The organism is Streptomyces sp. NPDC001828, from assembly GCF_042892175.1.
Classification (GTDB): domain Bacteria; phylum Actinomycetota; class Actinomycetes; order Streptomycetales; family Streptomycetaceae; genus Streptomyces.
Genome location: NZ_JBIATV010000006.1, coordinates 364,112 through 380,997, shown reverse-complemented (window position 1 = coordinate 380,997; position 16,886 = coordinate 364,112). Strand labels below are relative to the sequence as shown.

Below are 16,886 nucleotides of genomic sequence, written 5' to 3'. Positions count from 1 at the left end.
CTACGTCAGAAGCGGGAGCACCTCCGAGCCCAGCCTGCGTACGTTCTCCTCCGTCGCCGACAGGTCGCCCGAGCCCTCGACCAGGAGGGCGAAGCGGGTGATGCCGGTGCGCTCCGAGGTGGCGGCGAGCCGGTCCGCGGCGAGCCGGGGGGTGCCCACCGGGTGCAGTCCGCAGAGCAGCTCGGTGTACGCCACCGGGTCGCGCATCGCGCGGTGGCGGCCGTCGACCGTCACATGGGCGTCGAGCCCCTGCTTTAGCCAGCCCGGCATCGACTTCACCAGCGTCTCGGCGGCCTCGACCCGCCGGTCGGCGATCTGCGCCACGCCGGCCGACACATGGCCCGCCGCCGCGACCTTCTCCGGCGCGTGCCCGGCCGCGAGCGCCTGCCTGCGCCACAGCGCGACCATCTCGGCCTTGTCCTCGTCCCCGCAGTGCATCCCGAGCAGCATCGGAAGGCCGCGCTCCGCGGCCAGCTTGACGCTCTTCGGTGAGGTGCACGCCACGATCACCTCGGGGCAGGCGTCCTCCGGCCCGCCGTCCAGGATCTCGTCGGGCCGCGGCACGACCGGGACCTCCCGGAAGCTGAATCGTTCCCCCTCGCCGGAGACGCGGGGCTCGCGCAGCCAGCGCAGGAGCAGGTCGAGCGACTCCGGGAAGCCCTGCTCGTACGCCTTGAGGCCCGCGCCGAACACCTCCAGGTCCACCCACGGCCCACCGCGACCCACGCCGAGCGAGAACCGCCCGCCGGAGGTGAGGTGCAGCAGCGCGGCCTGTTCGCCGAGTGCCACCGGGTGCGCGGTCGGCAGCACGGACACGGCCGTGCCGACCCTGATCCGCTGGGTGCGCCCGAGCAATAACGCCGCCAGCGTCACGGCGGACGGGCACACCCCGTACGGTACGAAGTGATGTTCGGCCAGCCACACCGATTCAAGCCCGGACTCCTCGGCCACCTCGGCGGACCTGACCGCTCGATGGAGCGTTTCTCCCTGCCCCTGGCCCGGAAACTGGGCCGCCAGTACAAAAGTTCCGACACGCATCGCCTTCTGCCTCCTTGCGGCCGACGCGGCTCTCCCCCTCTTACTGGCAAGAACGTCTGACAAGTGCCAAAGGCACGGGCAGTCGCCAACTTCTTGCGATTGTCCGCTAAGAGTCCCTCGAACGAGTGACACCGGCGGGCTCCGGCGGTCCCTACCCGGGCGGGTACCCCCACCTGGTGGGCCTAGGCTGGGGAGAAACGTCCGACCCGCCCCGTGAGGTGTCTACGTGTCCCCGCGCCGCAACCGCCCCAAGGGCGGCGAGAACCCGACCGAGTCCGAGAGCCGGACGGGCGGCGACCGTTTCGGCGTCCAGGGCACCGAGTCCTGGCAGGGCGAGGAGTGGTCGGTGCGGCACGTGGCGGGGGCCAGCGCGGCCGGCAAGCGCTACCGCTGCCCCGGCTGTGACCAGGAGATCCCCTCCGGCGCCCCGCACCTGGTGGCCTGGCCCGAGTACGGGGGCGTCGACGAGCGTCGGCACTGGCACAAGGCCTGCTGGAACGCGAAGGACCGCCGCACCACGAGGGTGCAGCGGTCCAGGAACGCGCCGAGGTACTGAGCGTTCGGGTCGGACTCCCTTACACGTCGCGGGAGTTGAGCGAGAAGAACGCGCCGCCGAGGGCGACCGCGGCGATGCCGGTCATGATCCACAGCGGCTCCCAGCCGCTCGGCCCGGTCTCCGAGAGCGTGGCCCCGTAGAAGCCGCCCAGCTGGCTCGGGATCGAGTAGTTCAGGAGGAAGTCCCGCACCCCGCTGAGCGAGTCGGTGAACATGAACAGGGCGAGCACCAGCGGAAGCAGCACCACGCCGATCATGATCGTGATCGAGCCTGCGGAGTGCCGGATCAGCGCGCCCACCGCGAGCGCGAGCAGTCCGGTCATCGCGACGTAGAGGCTGACGCCGACCGTCGCGCGCAGCCACTCGCCGCCGCTGGGAGCCGCCGCGTTCGGCACCATCGCGACCTGGGTGACCGCGACCAGGGTCGTCGCGATCGCCACGATGACGAACGTGAGCAGGAAGAAGACGACCGACTTGGCGGCCAGGATCCGCGCCCGGCTCGGACAGGCCGTCAGGGTCGTGCGGATCATGCCGGTGCCGTACTCGGACGAGATGGTCAGCACGCCGAGCGTGATCACGCAGATGAGGCCGAGCAGCACCCCGTAGAAGCCGAGCGCGAGGACCGGGGTGCCGCCCATGTGCGCGTCGCTGGAGCGCACGACGAAGCCGATGAGCAGGCCGAGGCCGAGCAGGAGCACGATAAGCACGCCCAGTGTCCACATGGTGGAACGCACCGACCGGATCTTGGTCCACTCGGAGGCGAGCGCGTCACCGAAGGTGGCCCGCCGCAGGGCGATCGGCGAGGTGTACGTGCCGAGCTGGGGACCCGGCGCCTGCGGGAAGTGCGGCTGCTGCTGGTAGGGGGTGGTCATCGGGTGTCCTCGGGCTTGGTCGGGGCGGCAGGCGCGGCCGGGGCCTGCGGAACCGGGGGAGCGGCGGGGGGCTGCGCCTGCGGGGCCGGGGGCTGCGGGGCCGGCGCCTGCGCGACCGGCGGCTGCGCGACCGGTGCCTGCGCGACCGGGGGCTGCTGTGCCGGGGCCTGCTGTGCCGGGGCCTGCGGGGGCGCGGCCGCGTACGGGTTCTGGCCGGGCGGCGGCGGGGCGTACCAGCCCTGCTGCGGCACGTCCGGGACGACCGGCGGCGGCAGGTACCCGGGCGGCATGGCGGGCTGCAGCCCGGCCTTCTGGTCGTCCGTCGAGCGGTAGTCGACCGCGCCCTGCGTCATCCGCATGTACGCCTCTTCGAGCGAGGCCTGGTGCGGGGAGAGCTCCCACAGGCGTACGTCCGCCTCGTGGGCCACGTCGCTGATGCGCGGCAGGGGCAGGCCCATGATGCGCAGCGCGCCGTCCGGCTCGGGCAGCACCTGGCCGCCGGCCTCGGTCAGCGCGGCCGTCAGCTTCTCGCGCTGGGCGGGCTCGGTGCCGGGCGTGCGGACGCGGGCGAAGTCGGCGGAGTTGTGCGAGATGAAGTCCGTGACGCTCATGTCCGCGAGCAGCTGCCCGCGGCCGATCACGATGAGGTGCTCCGCGGTCAGCGCCATCTCGCTCATCAGGTGCGAGGAGACGAACACCGTGCGGCCCTCGGCGGCGAGCTGCTTCATCAGGTTGCGCACCCACAGGATGCCCTCGGGGTCGAGGCCGTTGACCGGCTCGTCGAAGAGCAGCACCTGGGGGTCGCCGAGCAGCGCCGCGGCGATGCCGAGCCGCTGGCCCATGCCGAGCGAGAACCCCTTGGAGCGCTGCTTGGCGACCTGCTGGAGGCCGACCACGCCGAGCACCTCGTCCACCCGGCGGGCCGGGATGCCGGCGAGCTGGGCGAGCGAGAGCAGGTGGTTGCGGGCGCTGCGGCCGCCGTGCACCGCCTTGGCGTCGAGCAGCGCGCCGACCTGGCGCGGCGCGTTGGGCAGCTCGCGGAAGGGGTGGCCGCCGATGGTCACGTGCCCGGCGGTCGGCTGGTCGAGGCCGAGGATCATGCGCATGGTCGTGGACTTGCCGGAGCCGTTGGGCCCCAGGAATCCGGTGACCGTGCCCGGTCGTACCTGAAAGGAAAGGTTGTGCACGGCCGTCTTGGCGCCGTAGCGCTTCGTCAGGCCGACTGCCTCGATCATTCTCCAGCCCCATCGACGGTTTGGGTCGTCGGGGCGGTGTCCGGCGTGCGGCCGGCATGCCCCCGTATGAGTGAGGAGCTTATCCAGGCCTTGACGGTTCCGGCCAAGCCGTGATCTCCGTCGATCCGACGCGGTGGAGCCGTCCGGCTCGACGCACCCCGGCTCAGGCGTCCCGGTGCCTCAGGACGAGATAGCCGCCGGCCAGCGCCGCGATCACCCACAGCGCCATGATGCCCAGACCGCCCCACGGCCCGTACGGCGCCGGGTCGCTGTTCATGGCGTCCGGCACCACCTGCATGATCTGCGAGCCCGCCCGGTCGGGGAAGTAGCGGGCCACGCTCTTGGCGCCCGGCACCGCCGAGAGGATCTGCGAGATCAGGAAGAAGAACGGCATCAGGATGCCGAGCGAGAGCATCGAGCTGCGCAGCATCGCGGCGACGCCCATCGAGAACAGCGCGATCAGCGCCATGTAGAGCCCGGCCCCGATCACCGCGCGCAGCACGTTGGGGGAGCCGATGGTGGTCCTGTGCGGGCCGAGCAGCGCCTGGCCGAGGAAGAAGGACACGAAGCTGGTCACCATGCCCACGACCAGCGCGAGCACGGTGGCCACGGCGAGCTTGGAGAACAGGAACGTGCCGCGCCGGGGCACGGCGGCGAGCGAGGAGCGGATCATGCCCGAGCTGTACTCGGTGCCGACGACCAGGACGCCGAAGACGACCATCGCCAGCTGGCCCAGGATCATCCCGGAGAAGCTGATGAGCGTCGGGTCGAAGGTCAGCCGCTCGGCCGGCTTGAGGTCGTCGAACTGCGACTTCATCAGCGCGCAGAGCGCGGCGCCGATCGCGACCGTGACGATCAGGGCGCAGGCCAGCGTCCAGGTCGTCGAGGAGACCGTACGGATCTTGGTCCACTCGGACTTGAGGACCGCGGGTACCGATGCCATCGCTCAGACCCCCTTGCCCTGACCGGGGGCGCCCCACCGCGGGGCCTCCTTGGCGCCGCCCCAGTCGGGTGGGGCGGCAGGCGGCCCGCCCGGGGTGGTCGCGCCGTGCGCGTGGTACTCCACCGAGCCCGCCGTCATCTGCATGAACGCCTCTTCGAGGGAGGCCTGCTGGCCGGACAGCTCGTGCAGCACGAGCTGGTGCTGTGCGGCCAGTTCGCCGAGCGCCTCGATCCTGCCGTTGTCGACCTCGATGGCGCCGTCCCCGGTCTGGAGGAAGGGGACGCCGGCCTGGTGCAGCACGTCGAGGAGCCGTTCCCACTGCGGGGAGCGAAGCCGTACGAAACTCCGGGAGTTCTGCCGGATGAAATCGGCCATCGATGTATCGGCGAGCAGTCGGCCCTGCCCAATAACGATCAAGTGATCCGCCGTGAGCGCCATTTCGCTCATCAGGTGAGACGAAACGAAGATCGTTCGCCCTTCGCCCGCGAGCTGCTTCATCAGATTGCGGATCCAGTGAATTCCCTCGGGGTCCAGACCATTGACGGGTTCGTCGAACATCAGGATCTCGGGGTCGCCGAGCAGCGCGGAGGCGATTCCCAGGCGCTGCCCCATACCGAGCGAGAAGCCCTTCGCCTTCTTCTTCGCCACCGCCGTCAGGCCCACCGTGTCCAGGACCTCGGAGACCCGCGCGGCCGGGATGCGGTTGGACTGGGCCAGGCACAGCAGGTTGTTGTACGCGGTGCGGCCGCCGTGCATCGCCTTGGCGTCGAGCAGCGCCCCGATGTACTTCAACGGCTCGGCCAGCTCGCGATAGTGCTTGCCGTCGATGCGCACGGAACCGCTGGTCGGGTTGTCCAGATCGAGCAGCATGCGCATGGTCGTCGACTTGCCGGCCCCGTTCGGCCCCAGGAAACCGGTCACCACACCGGGTCTGACCTGGAAGGACAGGTGGTCGACGGCGACCTTGCTGCCGTAGCGCTTGGTGAGGCCCTCGAGCTCGATCATGCGGCAACGCTAAATGCGGACAAAGCCCCCCGCCACCGGAGTGGCAGGGGGCTTCGCGGCCTGCGGCCGCAGCCCACGGGGGAAGGGCTGCGGAGCTGCTAGCGGGACTGCTGGGCCGGAACGCCGCGCGAGACGGGCTCGTCGTCGACCGGGGAACCGGCGGCGGCCACGGCCGCACCGGTCAGCGTCGCCAGCATCTCGCGGACGTTGGTGAGCTGCGCGTTGATCGAGTCGCGGCGGTTGGTGAGGGCCGCGAGCTCGCGCTCGGATTCCGAACGGATGCGGTCGGCCTTGGCGTTGGCGTCGGCCACGATGTCCTCGGCCTGGCGCTGCGCCGTCTCCACCGTCTGGCGCGCCCGGCGCTCCGCGTCCGTGCGCAGCTTCTCGGCCTCCAGGCGGAGCTGCTCCGCGCGGTGCTCGATCTCCGCGAGGCGCTTCTCGGCCTTGGCCTGACGCGACGCCAGGTCGCGCTCGGACTGCTCGCGACGCTTGGCGAGGTTCGTCTCGAAGTCCGCGGCGGCCTGGGCGGCCTTGGCGCGGGTCTCCTCGAAGAGCGCGTCCGCCTCCTCGCGCTTGGACTGCGCGTCCTTCTGCGCCTCGGAGCGGAGCTGAGAGGCGTCACCCTTCGCCTTCTCGACGATCCGTACGCCCTCGTCCTCGGCCTTGGCCTTGCGCTCGGAGGCGAAGGACTCGGCGTCGTTGCGCACCTGCTGGGCGGCCGACTCGGCGAGTTCACGGTGCTGCTCGGCGGCCCGACGGGCCTCCTCGCGCAGGTCCTTCGCCTCTTCCTCGGCCAGCCGGAGGATCTTTTCGACCCGCGCACCCAGACCCGCGTACGACGGCTCCGCGTCGCTCACCTGGGCCTGGGCGTTCTGCGTTTCGAGGTGGAGCTCCTCGATGCGCTTTTCCAGAGAAGTGATCCGTGCCAGAGCACTGTCACGGTCGGCGACGAGCTTGGTAATGCGGTCATCCACCTGACCGCGGTCGTAACCACGCCGCACGAGCTCGAAGCCGAAGGGGGAGGAAGTGTCGCTCATGGGGTTCCTGTCGAATGAGACCGGTGAGGTGATAGGGGGAATCCTAGGGGCCCAAGCGGCGTGTCATCGAGCGGATGCCCGTTTGATCTGGAGAATGTCCAGCCTTTTGAGTGGCTAGCCCTCCGAAGACTTGCCACTCGAACGTGTCGCCCCGGCCGCCGCACCAGCCTTGACACCGGGGGAAGTACCGCTGCCGGACCCGGATTTGCCGCCCGAGGCCGGCGCCTCGAATGACTCCAACGCCTCAAGTACGTCCTGGACACGGGAGATCTCGGCATTGATGTCGGCCCGCCGCCGGACCAGGACGTCGAGTTCACGCTTGCCCTCCTCGACCGTGCGGCGCGCCTCGGCGGCCGCCTCGTCGCGCAGTGCGGTGGCCTCGCGGACCAGCTCGGCCTTCTTGGTCTCGGCCTCCTTGAGCAGCGCCTCCGCCTTCTTCACGGCGGCGATGCGCACCTTGCCCGCCTCGGAGTTGGCGTCCGACACCAGCTCCTTGGCCTTGGCCTCGGCCTCGGCGGACTGCTCGGTCGCGGCCTTCACCAGCTTGTCGACCCGCTCGCCCGCCGTCTTCATCTGCTCGGCGCTCTCGCGGCGGGCCCGCTCGTGCAGCTCCTCGATCTCCGCCTCCGTACGGGCGCGCACCTCCTCGGTGCGTTCCCTTATGGCGGTGGCGTCCGCACGCGCCCCGGCAAGCAGCTCGTCGGCGTCCGTACGCGCCTTCTCCACCAGGGAGTTGCCCTCGACCGTCGACTCCGCGACGATCCGCTCGGCCTCCTTGCGGGCCGCGCCGACCATCGTGTCGGCCTGCTCCTCGGCCTCGGTGGCGGCGCGCAACGCCTCCTCCTGGGCCTTGTTGATGAGCTGGTCGGCCTGCTCGGCCGCGTCGGAGCGCCGCTTGGCCGCGGCCGTACGCGCCTCGTCGAGCAGCCGGTCCGCCTCCTCGCGGGCCTCGGTGCGCGTCTTCTCGGCCGCCTCGTCCGCACGGGCCCGGTTCTTCTCGGCCTCCGCCCGGATCCGCTCGGCGGCCTGCTGCGCGGAGCCCACCGTCTCGGCCGCCTCGGCGCGCAGCCGCTCGGCCTCGCCGCTCGCCTCCGCGACCAGCTTGTCGGCCTGCTCGGCCGCGTCGCTGCGCCGCTTGTCGGCGGCCCGGCGCGCCTCGTCGAGCACCCGGTCGGCCTCGGCGCGCGCCTCGTTTATGGTCTGCTCGGCCTCGGCGTTGGCCGCGCCGAGCGTGGAACCGGCGTCCGAGCGCGCCTCGGTGGTGACCAACTCGGCATACGCGTTGGCCTCGTTGGTGGTGCGCTCCGCCTCCGCCCGCGCCTGGCCCGTGACCCGCTCGGCCTGCTCGCGGGCGGCCGTCGTGACCTGCTCGGCCTCCGCGAGCGCCGCGGTGGTGACCTGCTCCGCCTCCGCGAGCGCGGCGGAGGTGACCTGGTCGGCCTCCTCGCGCGCCTCGGCGCGCAGCGCGTCGGCCTCGGCCTGGCCCTCGACCCGTACCTGCTGGGCCTCGGTGGTGAGGCGCTCGGCCTCGGCGGTCGACTCGGCGGCAAGGCGCTCGGCCTCCGCCGTCGCCTCGGTGACCAGGCGGTCGGCCTGGCTCGCGGCGTCGGAGCGGATCCGGTTGGCGTCCTCACGTGCCTCGGCCCGGGTGCGGGCCGCGTCCTGCTCGGAGGAGGCCAGCGCGTCCGAGGCCTCGGTGCGCATGCGCTGCGCGTACTCGGAGGCGTCCGAACGGGCCTTCTCCGCTTCGGCCATGGCGTCCGCGACGGTCCGCTCGGCCAGCGCCTTGGCGGCCTCGGACTCCTCCTGGGCGCGGGTGCGGATGCGGCCCGCGTCCTCGCCGGCCCGCTCCCGCTCGGCGTGCGCGTCGGCGCGGACCCGGTCCGCCTCCGCCTGCGCCTCGCTCGTGGTGCGCTCCGCCGCGTGCTCGGCGGCACTGCGCAGACCCGCGATCTCCTGCTCGGCCTCCTCGCGGAGCCCGGACACCGAATCCCGTACGTCCTTGGCGGTCTGCTCGGCCGTCGACACCAGCTCGGTGGCGCGCCGGTCGGCCTCCTCGCCGAGCCGCTGCGCCTCGGCCTGCGCGTCCTCTACCCGCTTGCGGGCGGAGGCGAGGAGCTCCTCGCTCTGCTCGCGGGCCTGGGAACGCTCCGAATCGGCTTCCGCACGCGCCGAGTTGAGGGTCTCCTCGGCCTCGCGGCGGCGCCGGGTGGCCTCCTCCTGGGCGGCGGCGAGCGCCTCGGCGGCCTCGGCGGCGACCCGCTCGGCGGCGGCCGCGGCCTCCGCGCGCATCCGGTCGGCGGTCTCCTGCGCCTCGGACTTGAGCCGCTCGGCCTCCGCGGCCGCCTCGGCGCGCAGCCGCACGGCCGCGTTCTCGGCCTCGGAACGGGCGGTCGAGGCATCGGCGGCGGCCTCGGTGCGCAGGCGCTCGGCCTCCTGCTCGGCCTGCGCCTGGAGCGTACGGATGCGCTCGGCGGCCTCGGTGCGGATCCGCTCGGTCTCCTCGGCGGCCTCGCGCCGGATCCGCTCGCCCTCGGCGCGGGCGTCGGTGAGGGCCTGCTCGGCGGCGGCGTGGCGCTGCTCGGCCTCGGTGTGAAGGCGCGTCAGCTCCTCGGCGGCCTCGGCCTGACGGGCCGCTATCGCCCGCTCGGTCTCCTCGCGCAGGCCAACGGCCGCCCGCTCGGCGTCCGTTGTGGTCTGCTCGGCCTGCTCCTCGGCCTCCGCGCGCATCCGCTCGGCCTCGGCGCGGGTGCGGTCCAGGGTCTCCTCGGCCTGCTTGCGCAGGGTGTTGGCCCGCTCGACCGCCTCATTGCGTACGCGCTCGGACTCGTTGCCCGCGGTCGTGCGCAGCTCGTCGGCGTCCGCCTTCGCCTTGGCGAGCAGCTCCTCGGCGGTCCTGGCCGCCTCCTCGATCTGCTGGACGGCCTCGCGCCGCGCCTCGCCCCGGATCCGCTCGCCCTCGGCGACCGCCTCGGCGCGCAGCTGCTCGGCCTCGCCGCGCAGCCGGCGGGCCTCCTCCTGGAGCTCGACCGTCTTGGCCCGGTACTCCTTGGTGTCGTCCTTGGCCGCGCCCTTGAGCTCGTCGGCCTGCTCGGCCGCCTCGCCGCGCAGCCGCTCGGCCTCGGCCTCCGCCTCGTGCCGGATCCGCTCGGCCTCCTCGGACGCCTTGCGGGTGGTCTCCCGGGCGTTCTCGGACGCCTTGGTCAGGACCTCCTCGGCCGTGCGCGCGGCCTTGGCGAGCTGGGCCGCGGCATCCTCGGCGGCGCTGGTGCGGGCCTTCTCGGCGGCCTCCGTGCGCAGCCGCTCGGCCTCCGCCTTGGCGTCCTCAAGGGCCTGCTCGGCCTCCGCCTTGAGGGTCTCGGCCTCCTTGGTGGCCTCGGCGACCAGACGCGCGATCTCGGTCTTCGCCGTGCGGGTGCGCTGCTCGTTGGCGGACTCGGCGCTCGCGACCTGCTTGGCCGCGGCCTCCCTGGCCTCGGTGACGGCCCGCTCGGCCTCGGCGCGCGCCTCGCGCAGCGCGGCCTCGGCCTCCGTCATCCGCTGCTCGGCGGCGCGGCTCAACTCGGCCGCCTGCTGGCGGGCCTGGTCGGATTCGGCGGTGGTGGTCGTACGCAGCTGCTCCGCGTGGGAGGTGGCCTCCTGGGCCTGCGTGGAGGCCGCGTTCAGGAGCCGCTCGGCGTCCTTGCGGGCGCGCAGCAGCGTCGCCTCCGCCTCCGAGCGCGCCGACTCGGCCTCGGAGCCCAGGCGTTGGCGGGCCTCCTCGGCGATCCGGGTGGCCTCCGCGCGGGCCGCGGCGAGGGACTGCTCGGCCTCGGCGCGGGACTCCTCCATCAGCCGGCGGGCCTGCGCCTCGGTACGGGCGCGCAGTTGCTCGGCCCAGGCCACGTTCTCGTTCACGTGGGACTCGACCGTGGCCCGGCGCTCGGCCAGCTCCTGGTCGAGGCGCTGGCGGCGGTTGACGGCCTCGGCGTGCAGTTCGGCCTGGAGGCGCGCCTGGTGCTCGGCGTGCTCCTGGAGGATGCGCTGGGTCTGGGCGCGGGCGTCGCGCAGCTCGCGCTCGGCGTCCGTGCGCAGCTGCTCGGCCTGCATCTGGGCGTTGCGGAGCAGCTGTTCGGCCTGGTAGCCGACGTTCGCCGTGTCGTAGGCGGGACGGGTCGCGAGATTGCGGCGCGCCTCGTGGAGCTTGGCGCGCAGCACTTCGACCTGGTAGCCGAGATCCTCGGCGTGCTGAACGGCCTTCTCCCGCTCGGTCTTCAGCCGCTCCATCTCGGCCTCGAACCGCGAGAGGTGGTCGTCAGGCCGGTGGCTCTGGCTCTCCTGGCGTTCGTAGCCCCGCACTGCGCGGTCCCATCCGTCCCCTGGTCGCGAACACTGCCCGTACGAGCGCCGTCCGACCGCGAGTGACAGCGGACGGGCCCCCGGTGAATGGTGTCAGATCAAAACAGGGGCGTGGGTCCCAGGCCCCGACCCGACCCCGGCCCGGAACCGCCCACTGTACCGGGCCGAGTATCCGGAGGTCCGGCCTCCATTGTGTGGGCTCAGTGGGCGACGGTGCCCTGGGGGGCCGAAGTGACGAGTTCGGTGAGCACGCCGTGGCAGTCCTTGGGGTGCAGGAAGGTGATCTGCGAGCCCATCGAGCCGGTGCGGGGCTGGTCGTAGAGGACGCGTACGCCCTTGTCGCGGATGGCCTCGGAGTCGGCGGTGACGTCCCCGGTGCCGAAGGCGATGTGGTGGACGCCCTCGCCGTTCTTGGCCAGCCACTTGCCCACGGCGGAGTCCTCGCGGGTGGGCTCCAGGAGCTGGAGGTAGGAGGCCCCGCCGTCGGAGGTCTCGTTGATCTTGAGCATGGCCTCGCGCACGCCCTGCTCTTCGTTGATCTCGGTGTGGAACACCTCGAATCCGTACGTCGCACGGTAGAACTCGACGGTCTTGTCGAGGTCGAAACAGGCGATCCCGATGTGGTCGATTCGCGTCAGCATGCATGTAGTGCAGCGCTCACAGGGGTGGTTACGCAACGTGCGCGCCGTCACACCGGCTGGCCGGTGACGTGGGGAGGTACCGCTCAGTACGCTCCAAGTAAACCCTCGTTCACCTCACCTCCCAAGGGGCCGTGCCTCATGTCTGGAACGACCGGTACCACCTCAGTGATCGTCGCGGGCGCCCGTACGCCCATGGGCCGGCTCCTCGGCTCCCTCAAGTCCTTCTCCGGCGCCGACCTCGGCGGCTTCGCCATCAAGGCGGCCCTGGACCGGGCCGGCATCGGGGGCGACCAGGTGCAGTACGTGATCATGGGCCAGGTGCTCCAGGCCGGGGCCGGGCAGATCCCCGCGCGCCAGGCGGCCGTCAAGGCGGGCATCCCGATGAACGTCCCCGCGCTCACCATCAACAAGGTCTGCCTTTCGGGTCTGGACGCGATCGCGCTCGCCGACCAGCTGATCCGCGCCGGCGAGTTCGACATCGTGGTCGCCGGCGGCCAGGAGTCCATGACCAACGCCCCGCACCTGCTGCCCAAGTCCCGCGAGGGCTACAAGTACGGCGCGATCGAGATGCTCGACGCGATGGCGTACGACGGTCTGACCGACTCCTTCGAGAACATCCCCATGGGGGAGTCCACGGAGAAGCACAACACCCGTCTGGGCATCGCCCGCCCCGAGCAGGACGCGATCGCCGCGGCCTCGCACCAGCGCGCCGCGGCCGCCCAGAAGAACGGCGTCTTCGAGGCCGAGATCACCCCGGTCGAGATCCCGCAGCGCAAGGGCGACCCGGTCCTGTTCGCCAAGGACGAGGGCGTGCGCGCCGACACCACCGTCGAGTCCCTCGGCAAGCTGCGCCCGGCCTTCGCGAAGGACGGCACGATCACGGCCGGCACCTCCTCGCAGATCTCGGACGGCGCGGCCGCCGTCGTCGTCATGTCCAAGGCCAAGGCCGAGGAGCTCGGTCTCGAGTGGATCGCCGAGATCGGCGCCCACGGCAATGTGGCGGGCCCCGACAACTCGCTCCAGTCGCAGCCCTCGAACGCGATCCGGCACGCGGTCGGCAAGGAGGGCATCGCGGTCGAGGACCTCGATCTGATCGAGATCAACGAGGCCTTCGCGGCGGTCGCCGTCCAGTCAATGAAGGACCTCGGGGTGTCCCCGGAAAAGGTGAACGTCAACGGCGGTGCCATCGCGCTCGGCCACCCCATCGGCATGTCCGGCGCCCGCGTCGTGCTGCACCTCGCCCTCGAACTGAAGCGCCGCGGCGGCGGCGTGGGCGCGGCGGCCCTGTGCGGCGGCGGCGGCCAGGGCGACGCGCTGATCCTGCGCGTCCCGGGCAAGTAGTCCGGGCAACAACTCCCTGATCCCTGCGGTGCGTACGCGACTGAACGGAGCGGCAATGGTGGACGTCCCCGAACTGGTGGCCCAGGCCCGGGAAGGGCGGCCCAGGGCCGTCGCCCGGCTGATCTCGCTGGTCGAGGGGGCGTCCCCGCAGCTGCGGGAGGTCATGGCGGCGCTGGCCCCGCTGGCGGGCAACGCATACGTGGTGGGTCTGACGGGTTCGCCCGGTGTCGGCAAGTCGACTTCCACCTCCGCGCTCGTCACCGCCTACCGGCGGGCCGGGAAGCGGGTCGGCGTCCTCGCCGTCGACCCCTCCTCGCCGTTCTCGGGCGGGGCCCTGCTCGGCGACCGGGTCCGGATGTCGGAGCACGCCTCCGACCCCGGGGTCTACATCCGCTCGATGGCGACCCGGGGCCACCTGGGCGGCCTGGCCTGGGCCGCCCCGCAGGCGATCCGGGTGCTGGACGCGGCGGGCTGCGAGGTGATCCTGGTCGAGACAGTGGGCGTCGGACAGTCCGAGGTGGAGATCGCCTCGCAGGCCGACACCTCGGTGGTGCTGCTCGCGCCCGGCATGGGCGACGGCATCCAGGCGGCCAAGGCGGGCATCCTCGAAATCGGCGACGTGTACGTCGTCAACAAGGCGGACCGGGACGGCGCGGACGCCACGGCCCGCGAGCTCAACCACATGCTGGGCCTGGGTGAATCACGCGGCCCGGGGGACTGGCGGCCGCCCATCGTCAAGACGGTGGCGGCCCGTGGCGAGGGGATCGACGAGGTCCTGGAGGCCCTGGAGAAGCACCACGCGTGGATGGCCGAGCACGGCGTCCTCGCGGAGCGCCGCCGGGCGCGGGCGGCCCGGGAGGTCGAGACCATCGCGGTCACCGCGCTGCGCGAGCGCATCGGCTCGCTGCACGGCGACCGCCGCCTGGACACGCTCGCCCAGCGCATCGTCGACGGCGAGCTCGACCCCTACGCGGCGGCGGACGAGCTGGTGGCGGGCCTCACCGGCGCCTGAGGCCGGCCGGAGCGGCCGGGACCGGGGGTCCCGGCCGTCAGATCTTGCCGCGGTGCCCGCGCAGGTGGTCGGCCACCGGGCCGAGGGACTCGCGCAGATCGGCGAGGGCATCGCCCGACAGCAGGTCGATGAAGTGGCGGCGTACGGAGGCCACGTGGTGCGGGGCGACCTTCTCCATGGTCTCCGTGCCCTGCTCGGTCAGCACCGCGAAGAGCCCGCGCCGGTCCGACTCGCAGTTCTCGCGCCGGACCAGGCCCGCGTTCTCCATCCGGGTGATCTGGTGCGAGAGGCGGCTCTTGGACTGGAGGGTGGCGGCCGCGAGGTCGCTCATCCGCATCCGCTTGTCCGCCGATTCCGAGAGGTTCACCAGGATCTCGTAGTCGTTGTTGGTCAGGCCGAACGGCTGCAGATCCTTCTCCATCTGGTACGTCAGCATCCTGTTGACGTCCAGATAGGTGCGCCAGGCGCACTGCTCGTCGTCGCTCAGCCAGTTCGTGGCCGTCTCGGTCTCCATATGTGGATTCTACCTAAGAAGTTGAATTCTGAACCAAGTGAGGGTGTGTGACGCCTGGCACGTGAGCCGTCCCCCGGCCCCCCGTAGCGTGCCCGCGCCGGGCCCCGAGGGGCTCAGGCGTTCGACGTCACACTCCGCAGACTACCGCTCACAGGCCGAAGCGACGCTGGAGGTCCCCCAGCTGGCCGGGAAGACGCGGTGCCGCACCGGCCTGGCCGGGGCCGCCCTGGCCGCCGCCCGGCACCCCGGGCTCGTTGGCGACCTGGCCGGTAGCCTGCTCCGCCATCAGGACCTCGGTGGACTGGAGCAGGACCGTACCCGCCCCCACGAACTCGAACTGGTGCTCCTCGCCGGACGTTCCGCCGAGCCCGGTGAGTGACCGGATTCCGCCCAGGACGCCCGTCATGTAGCCGTGGTCGTAGTGGTGGCAGGGGGAGGGGCAGTCCGCCCAGCCGACGAGGGCCTGCGGGTCCACCCGGATCGGCGGCTCCATGAAGACCACCGGGCCGTTGGACGCCGCCACGAACTTGCCGGTGCCGATCAGGGTCAGGAAGCCCGGCACGATCGACTGCTTCAGGGCGAGCGAGGGCTGGTAGGCGAGCAGGTTGCCGGAGCGGATCGTCAGGTTGCCGTCGTCCAGGTCGTAGCTGTTCACGTCGAAGGCGCGGTCCGCGAGCAGCATCTTGCCGCTGCCGTCCGCCACCACCCAGTCGCTGGCGTGCAGCGGGGAGTGGAAGCTCGTGCGCAGCAGCCGGTCGAGCCGGCCGTGGCCGATGCCGTTGAACTCGATCTGCCCGTAGTAGGCGATCATCTTGCCCTTCTGCAGGAACCACTGGCTCGACTTGAGCTCCACGCAGAAGGTGTACTTGTTGACGTTGTCGTCGGTCGGCAGCGAGTAGGGATCGAAGATCACCGGGGCGGTCACAGCTTCTCCTCCGAGGCCTGCACGTACACCGCGCCCTGGCCGGACAGTTCGAGCTGGAAGGCCTCGCCGGAGCCCCGGCCCACCATGTCGCGCCAGCCGAGCGCGGTCGAGAGCTTGTTGCGAACGTCGCCGTGGTGGGCGACATAGGCCTGCGGGTCGACGTGGACCGGGCGCTGCGGGGTGATCGGCAGCTCGATCACGCCGCCGTGCGCCATGACCGCGACTGCCCCGTGGCCCTTGAGCGTTGTGGTGAACAGGCCCTGCCCGGTCACCTGGCCGCGCACCATGCCCATGACCCCGCCCTGCGAGCCCATGAACATCGTGCCCTGCTGGAGGGTGCCGTCGAAGGCGAGCAGCCGGTCGGCCTCCACGTACAGGGTGTCGCCCTGGAGGTTGATGACCTGGATGTGGTGGCCGCCGTGGCCGAACATCACCGTGCCACTGCCTTCGACCGTCATCAGCGGGGTCGCCTCGTTGGCCACCCGGCGGCCGACCATCGACATGAGGCCGCCCTGGCCGCCCTGGATGTTGGGCGTGAAGGACACCTCGCCCTTGTACGCGAGCATCGCGCCGCGCTGGCTGAACATCTTCTGGCCGGGGCCGATCGTCGCCTCGACCATCTTGGAATTGATCTCGCGGAAGGGCATCAGACGTCCCCGCCGATCGTGTTGCGCTCGCTGGGCTGCACGTACACCAGGCCCTCGCCCTCGAACCGGATCTGGAAGGCCTCGCCCGAGCCCTCGCCGAGGAAGGTCCGGAAGGTCACCCCGGACTGGAAGTGCTGCTGGAGGTTGCCCTGGTGCGCGATGTACGCCCCGGGGTCGACGGAGAGCGGGTACTGGGCGCTGACCCGCAGCACCACGGCGGGGCCGTCCGACATGATCGCGGCCTGGCCCTGGCCCTCGATGGTCGTGGTGAACAGGCCGTTGCCCTGGCTCGCGCCGCGCAGCCCGGTGAAGGTGGTGCCGGTGCGCAGCCCGGCGTCGGTGGCGAGCAGATTGCTCGCCTCGACATAGAGCTTGTCCCCGTGGAGGTTCACGAGGTTGATCTCGCTCGCGCGGTCGGCGAAGTAGCACGTGCCGTGCCCCTTCACCTCCATCACGGTCATCTGTTCGCCGGTGAGGCGGCGGGTCACCATGCCGCGCAGACCCTCACCGCCGCCGGACATCTTCTTGAACGCCATCTGGCCGTCGTAGGCGACCATCGAGCCGTTCTTCGCTTTGACGGCGTCGCCGGTCATGTCGACGGCGAGCACCTTGCTGCCCTGGAGTCGGAACATTGCCACGGCCCGACGTTAGCGGGCGGGGACCCGCCCCGACAGGGGCAAGGGTGCGATGTCAGAATGGGGAACGTTTGTGCATGCGTTCACAAAGATCGCTGCCGAACGATCGACGCCAGACGATCACTGCCGCCCGCTCCCTCTCAGCGAA

General features: G+C 71.7%; 15 protein-coding genes. 3 read left to right on the top strand and 12 right to left on the bottom strand.

The genetic code is table 11. From position 1 onward, the window contains the following. A complete protein-coding gene (locus ACFYZA_RS20095; protein WP_388491959.1) occupies window positions 1-1,038 on the bottom strand; it encodes an LLM class flavin-dependent oxidoreductase in 1,038 nt (345 codons plus the stop codon). 226 nt (window positions 1,039-1,264) lie between these two features. Between ACFYZA_RS20095 and ACFYZA_RS20090 the strand changes: the two genes are divergently transcribed. After that, a complete protein-coding gene (locus ACFYZA_RS20090; protein WP_161247694.1) occupies window positions 1,265-1,594 on the top strand; it encodes an ATP/GTP-binding protein in 330 nt (109 codons plus the stop codon). Window positions 1,595-1,613: 19 nt separating this feature from the next. On the opposite strand, the gene ACFYZA_RS20085 is transcribed toward ACFYZA_RS20090, so the two are convergent. The 7 genes from ACFYZA_RS20085 to mce form a co-directional block, all read right to left on the bottom strand. Continuing rightward, the gene (locus tag ACFYZA_RS20085) at window positions 1,614-2,465 is read right to left on the bottom strand and encodes an ABC transporter permease (protein ID WP_382597182.1); all 852 of its coding nucleotides are present in this window, start codon (window positions 2,463-2,465) and stop codon (window positions 1,614-1,616) included. After that, window positions 2,462-3,700, bottom strand: coding sequence for an ABC transporter ATP-binding protein (locus ACFYZA_RS20080; protein ID WP_388491958.1), 1,239 nt, complete (start codon window positions 3,698-3,700; stop codon window positions 2,462-2,464). Before ACFYZA_RS20080 ends, ACFYZA_RS20085 begins: the two co-directional genes overlap by 4 nt. Window positions 3,701-3,863: 163 nt before the next feature. Further along, window positions 3,864-4,643, bottom strand: a complete 780-nt coding sequence (locus ACFYZA_RS20075; protein ID WP_382597186.1) for an ABC transporter permease — start codon at window positions 4,641-4,643, stop codon at window positions 3,864-3,866. A gap of 3 nt (window positions 4,644-4,646) precedes the next feature. Next, window positions 4,647-5,648, bottom strand: coding sequence for an ABC transporter ATP-binding protein (locus ACFYZA_RS20070; protein ID WP_382597188.1), 1,002 nt, complete (start codon window positions 5,646-5,648; stop codon window positions 4,647-4,649). A 98-nt stretch (window positions 5,649-5,746) separates the two neighbouring features. Next, a complete protein-coding gene (locus ACFYZA_RS20065) occupies window positions 5,747-6,685 on the bottom strand; it encodes a cellulose-binding protein (protein ID WP_100577468.1) in 939 nt (312 codons plus the stop codon). Window positions 6,686-6,799: 114 nt separating this feature from the next. Beyond that, entirely contained in the window at window positions 6,800-11,023 is a 4,224-nt protein-coding gene (gene scy / locus ACFYZA_RS20060; protein WP_388491956.1) for a polarized growth protein Scy, read from the bottom strand. A 200-nt stretch (window positions 11,024-11,223) separates the two neighbouring features. Next, window positions 11,224-11,664: a methylmalonyl-CoA epimerase gene (mce, locus tag ACFYZA_RS20055; protein ID WP_382597193.1), complete on the bottom strand. Its 441-nt coding sequence runs from the start codon at window positions 11,662-11,664 to the stop codon at window positions 11,224-11,226. Between the two features lie 138 nt (window positions 11,665-11,802). Here mce and ACFYZA_RS20050 point away from each other — a divergent pair, with 138 nt between their 5' ends. After that, window positions 11,803-13,005 carry an acetyl-CoA C-acetyltransferase gene (locus ACFYZA_RS20050; RefSeq protein WP_382597195.1) on the top strand — a complete coding sequence of 401 codons (1,203 nt, stop codon included), beginning with the start codon at window positions 11,803-11,805 and terminating at the stop codon, window positions 13,003-13,005. Window positions 13,006-13,060: 55 nt separating this feature from the next. Beyond that, window positions 13,061-14,017: a methylmalonyl Co-A mutase-associated GTPase MeaB gene (gene meaB, locus ACFYZA_RS20045; RefSeq protein ID WP_382597197.1), complete on the top strand. Its 957-nt coding sequence runs from the start codon at window positions 13,061-13,063 to the stop codon at window positions 14,015-14,017. Window positions 14,018-14,054: 37 nt separating this feature from the next. On the opposite strand, the gene ACFYZA_RS20040 is transcribed toward meaB, so the two are convergent. The 4 genes from ACFYZA_RS20040 to ACFYZA_RS20025 all read right to left on the bottom strand — a co-directional run bounded on the left by ACFYZA_RS20040 (window position 14,055) and on the right by ACFYZA_RS20025 (window position 16,735). Further along, on the bottom strand, window positions 14,055-14,531 hold the full coding sequence (locus ACFYZA_RS20040) for a MarR family winged helix-turn-helix transcriptional regulator (RefSeq protein WP_382597199.1): 477 nt from the start codon (window positions 14,529-14,531) through the stop codon (window positions 14,055-14,057). A gap of 148 nt (window positions 14,532-14,679) precedes the next feature. Further along, entirely contained in the window at window positions 14,680-15,456 is a 777-nt protein-coding gene (locus ACFYZA_RS20035) for an AIM24 family protein (protein ID WP_388491954.1), read from the bottom strand. Further along, window positions 15,453-16,103, bottom strand: coding sequence for an AIM24 family protein (locus ACFYZA_RS20030; protein WP_382597203.1), 651 nt, complete (start codon window positions 16,101-16,103; stop codon window positions 15,453-15,455). Before ACFYZA_RS20030 ends, ACFYZA_RS20035 begins: the two co-directional genes overlap by 4 nt. Further along, on the bottom strand, window positions 16,103-16,735 hold the full coding sequence (locus ACFYZA_RS20025) for an AIM24 family protein (protein ID WP_382597211.1): 633 nt from the start codon (window positions 16,733-16,735) through the stop codon (window positions 16,103-16,105). The genes ACFYZA_RS20030 and ACFYZA_RS20025 overlap by 1 nt, the downstream gene beginning before the upstream one ends. Between the last annotated feature and the right edge of the window lie 151 nt (window positions 16,736-16,886).

Coding starts and splice junctions, on each gene's coding strand:
- ACFYZA_RS20095 (WP_388491959.1), bottom strand. CDS start 1,038: ATGCGTGTCGGAACTTTTGTACTGGCGGCCCAGTTTCCGGGCCAGGGG.
- ACFYZA_RS20085 (WP_382597182.1), bottom strand. CDS start 2,465: ATGACCACCCCCTACCAGCAGCAGCCGCACTTCCCGCAGGCGCCGGGT.
- ACFYZA_RS20080 (WP_388491958.1), bottom strand. CDS start 3,700: ATGATCGAGGCAGTCGGCCTGACGAAGCGCTACGGCGCCAAGACGGCC.
- ACFYZA_RS20075 (WP_382597186.1), bottom strand. CDS start 4,643: ATGGCATCGGTACCCGCGGTCCTCAAGTCCGAGTGGACCAAGATCCGT.
- ACFYZA_RS20070 (WP_382597188.1), bottom strand. CDS start 5,648: ATGATCGAGCTCGAGGGCCTCACCAAGCGCTACGGCAGCAAGGTCGCC.
- ACFYZA_RS20065 (WP_100577468.1), bottom strand. CDS start 6,685: ATGAGCGACACTTCCTCCCCCTTCGGCTTCGAGCTCGTGCGGCGTGGT.
- mce (WP_382597193.1), bottom strand. CDS start 11,664: ATGCTGACGCGAATCGACCACATCGGGATCGCCTGTTTCGACCTCGAC.
- ACFYZA_RS20050 (WP_382597195.1), top strand. CDS start 11,803: ATGTCTGGAACGACCGGTACCACCTCAGTGATCGTCGCGGGCGCCCGT.
- meaB (WP_382597197.1), top strand. CDS start 13,061: ATGGTGGACGTCCCCGAACTGGTGGCCCAGGCCCGGGAAGGGCGGCCC.
- ACFYZA_RS20040 (WP_382597199.1), bottom strand. CDS start 14,531: ATGGAGACCGAGACGGCCACGAACTGGCTGAGCGACGACGAGCAGTGC.
- ACFYZA_RS20030 (WP_382597203.1), bottom strand. CDS start 16,103: ATGCCCTTCCGCGAGATCAATTCCAAGATGGTCGAGGCGACGATCGGC.
- ACFYZA_RS20025 (WP_382597211.1), bottom strand. CDS start 16,735: ATGTTCCGACTCCAGGGCAGCAAGGTGCTCGCCGTCGACATGACCGGC.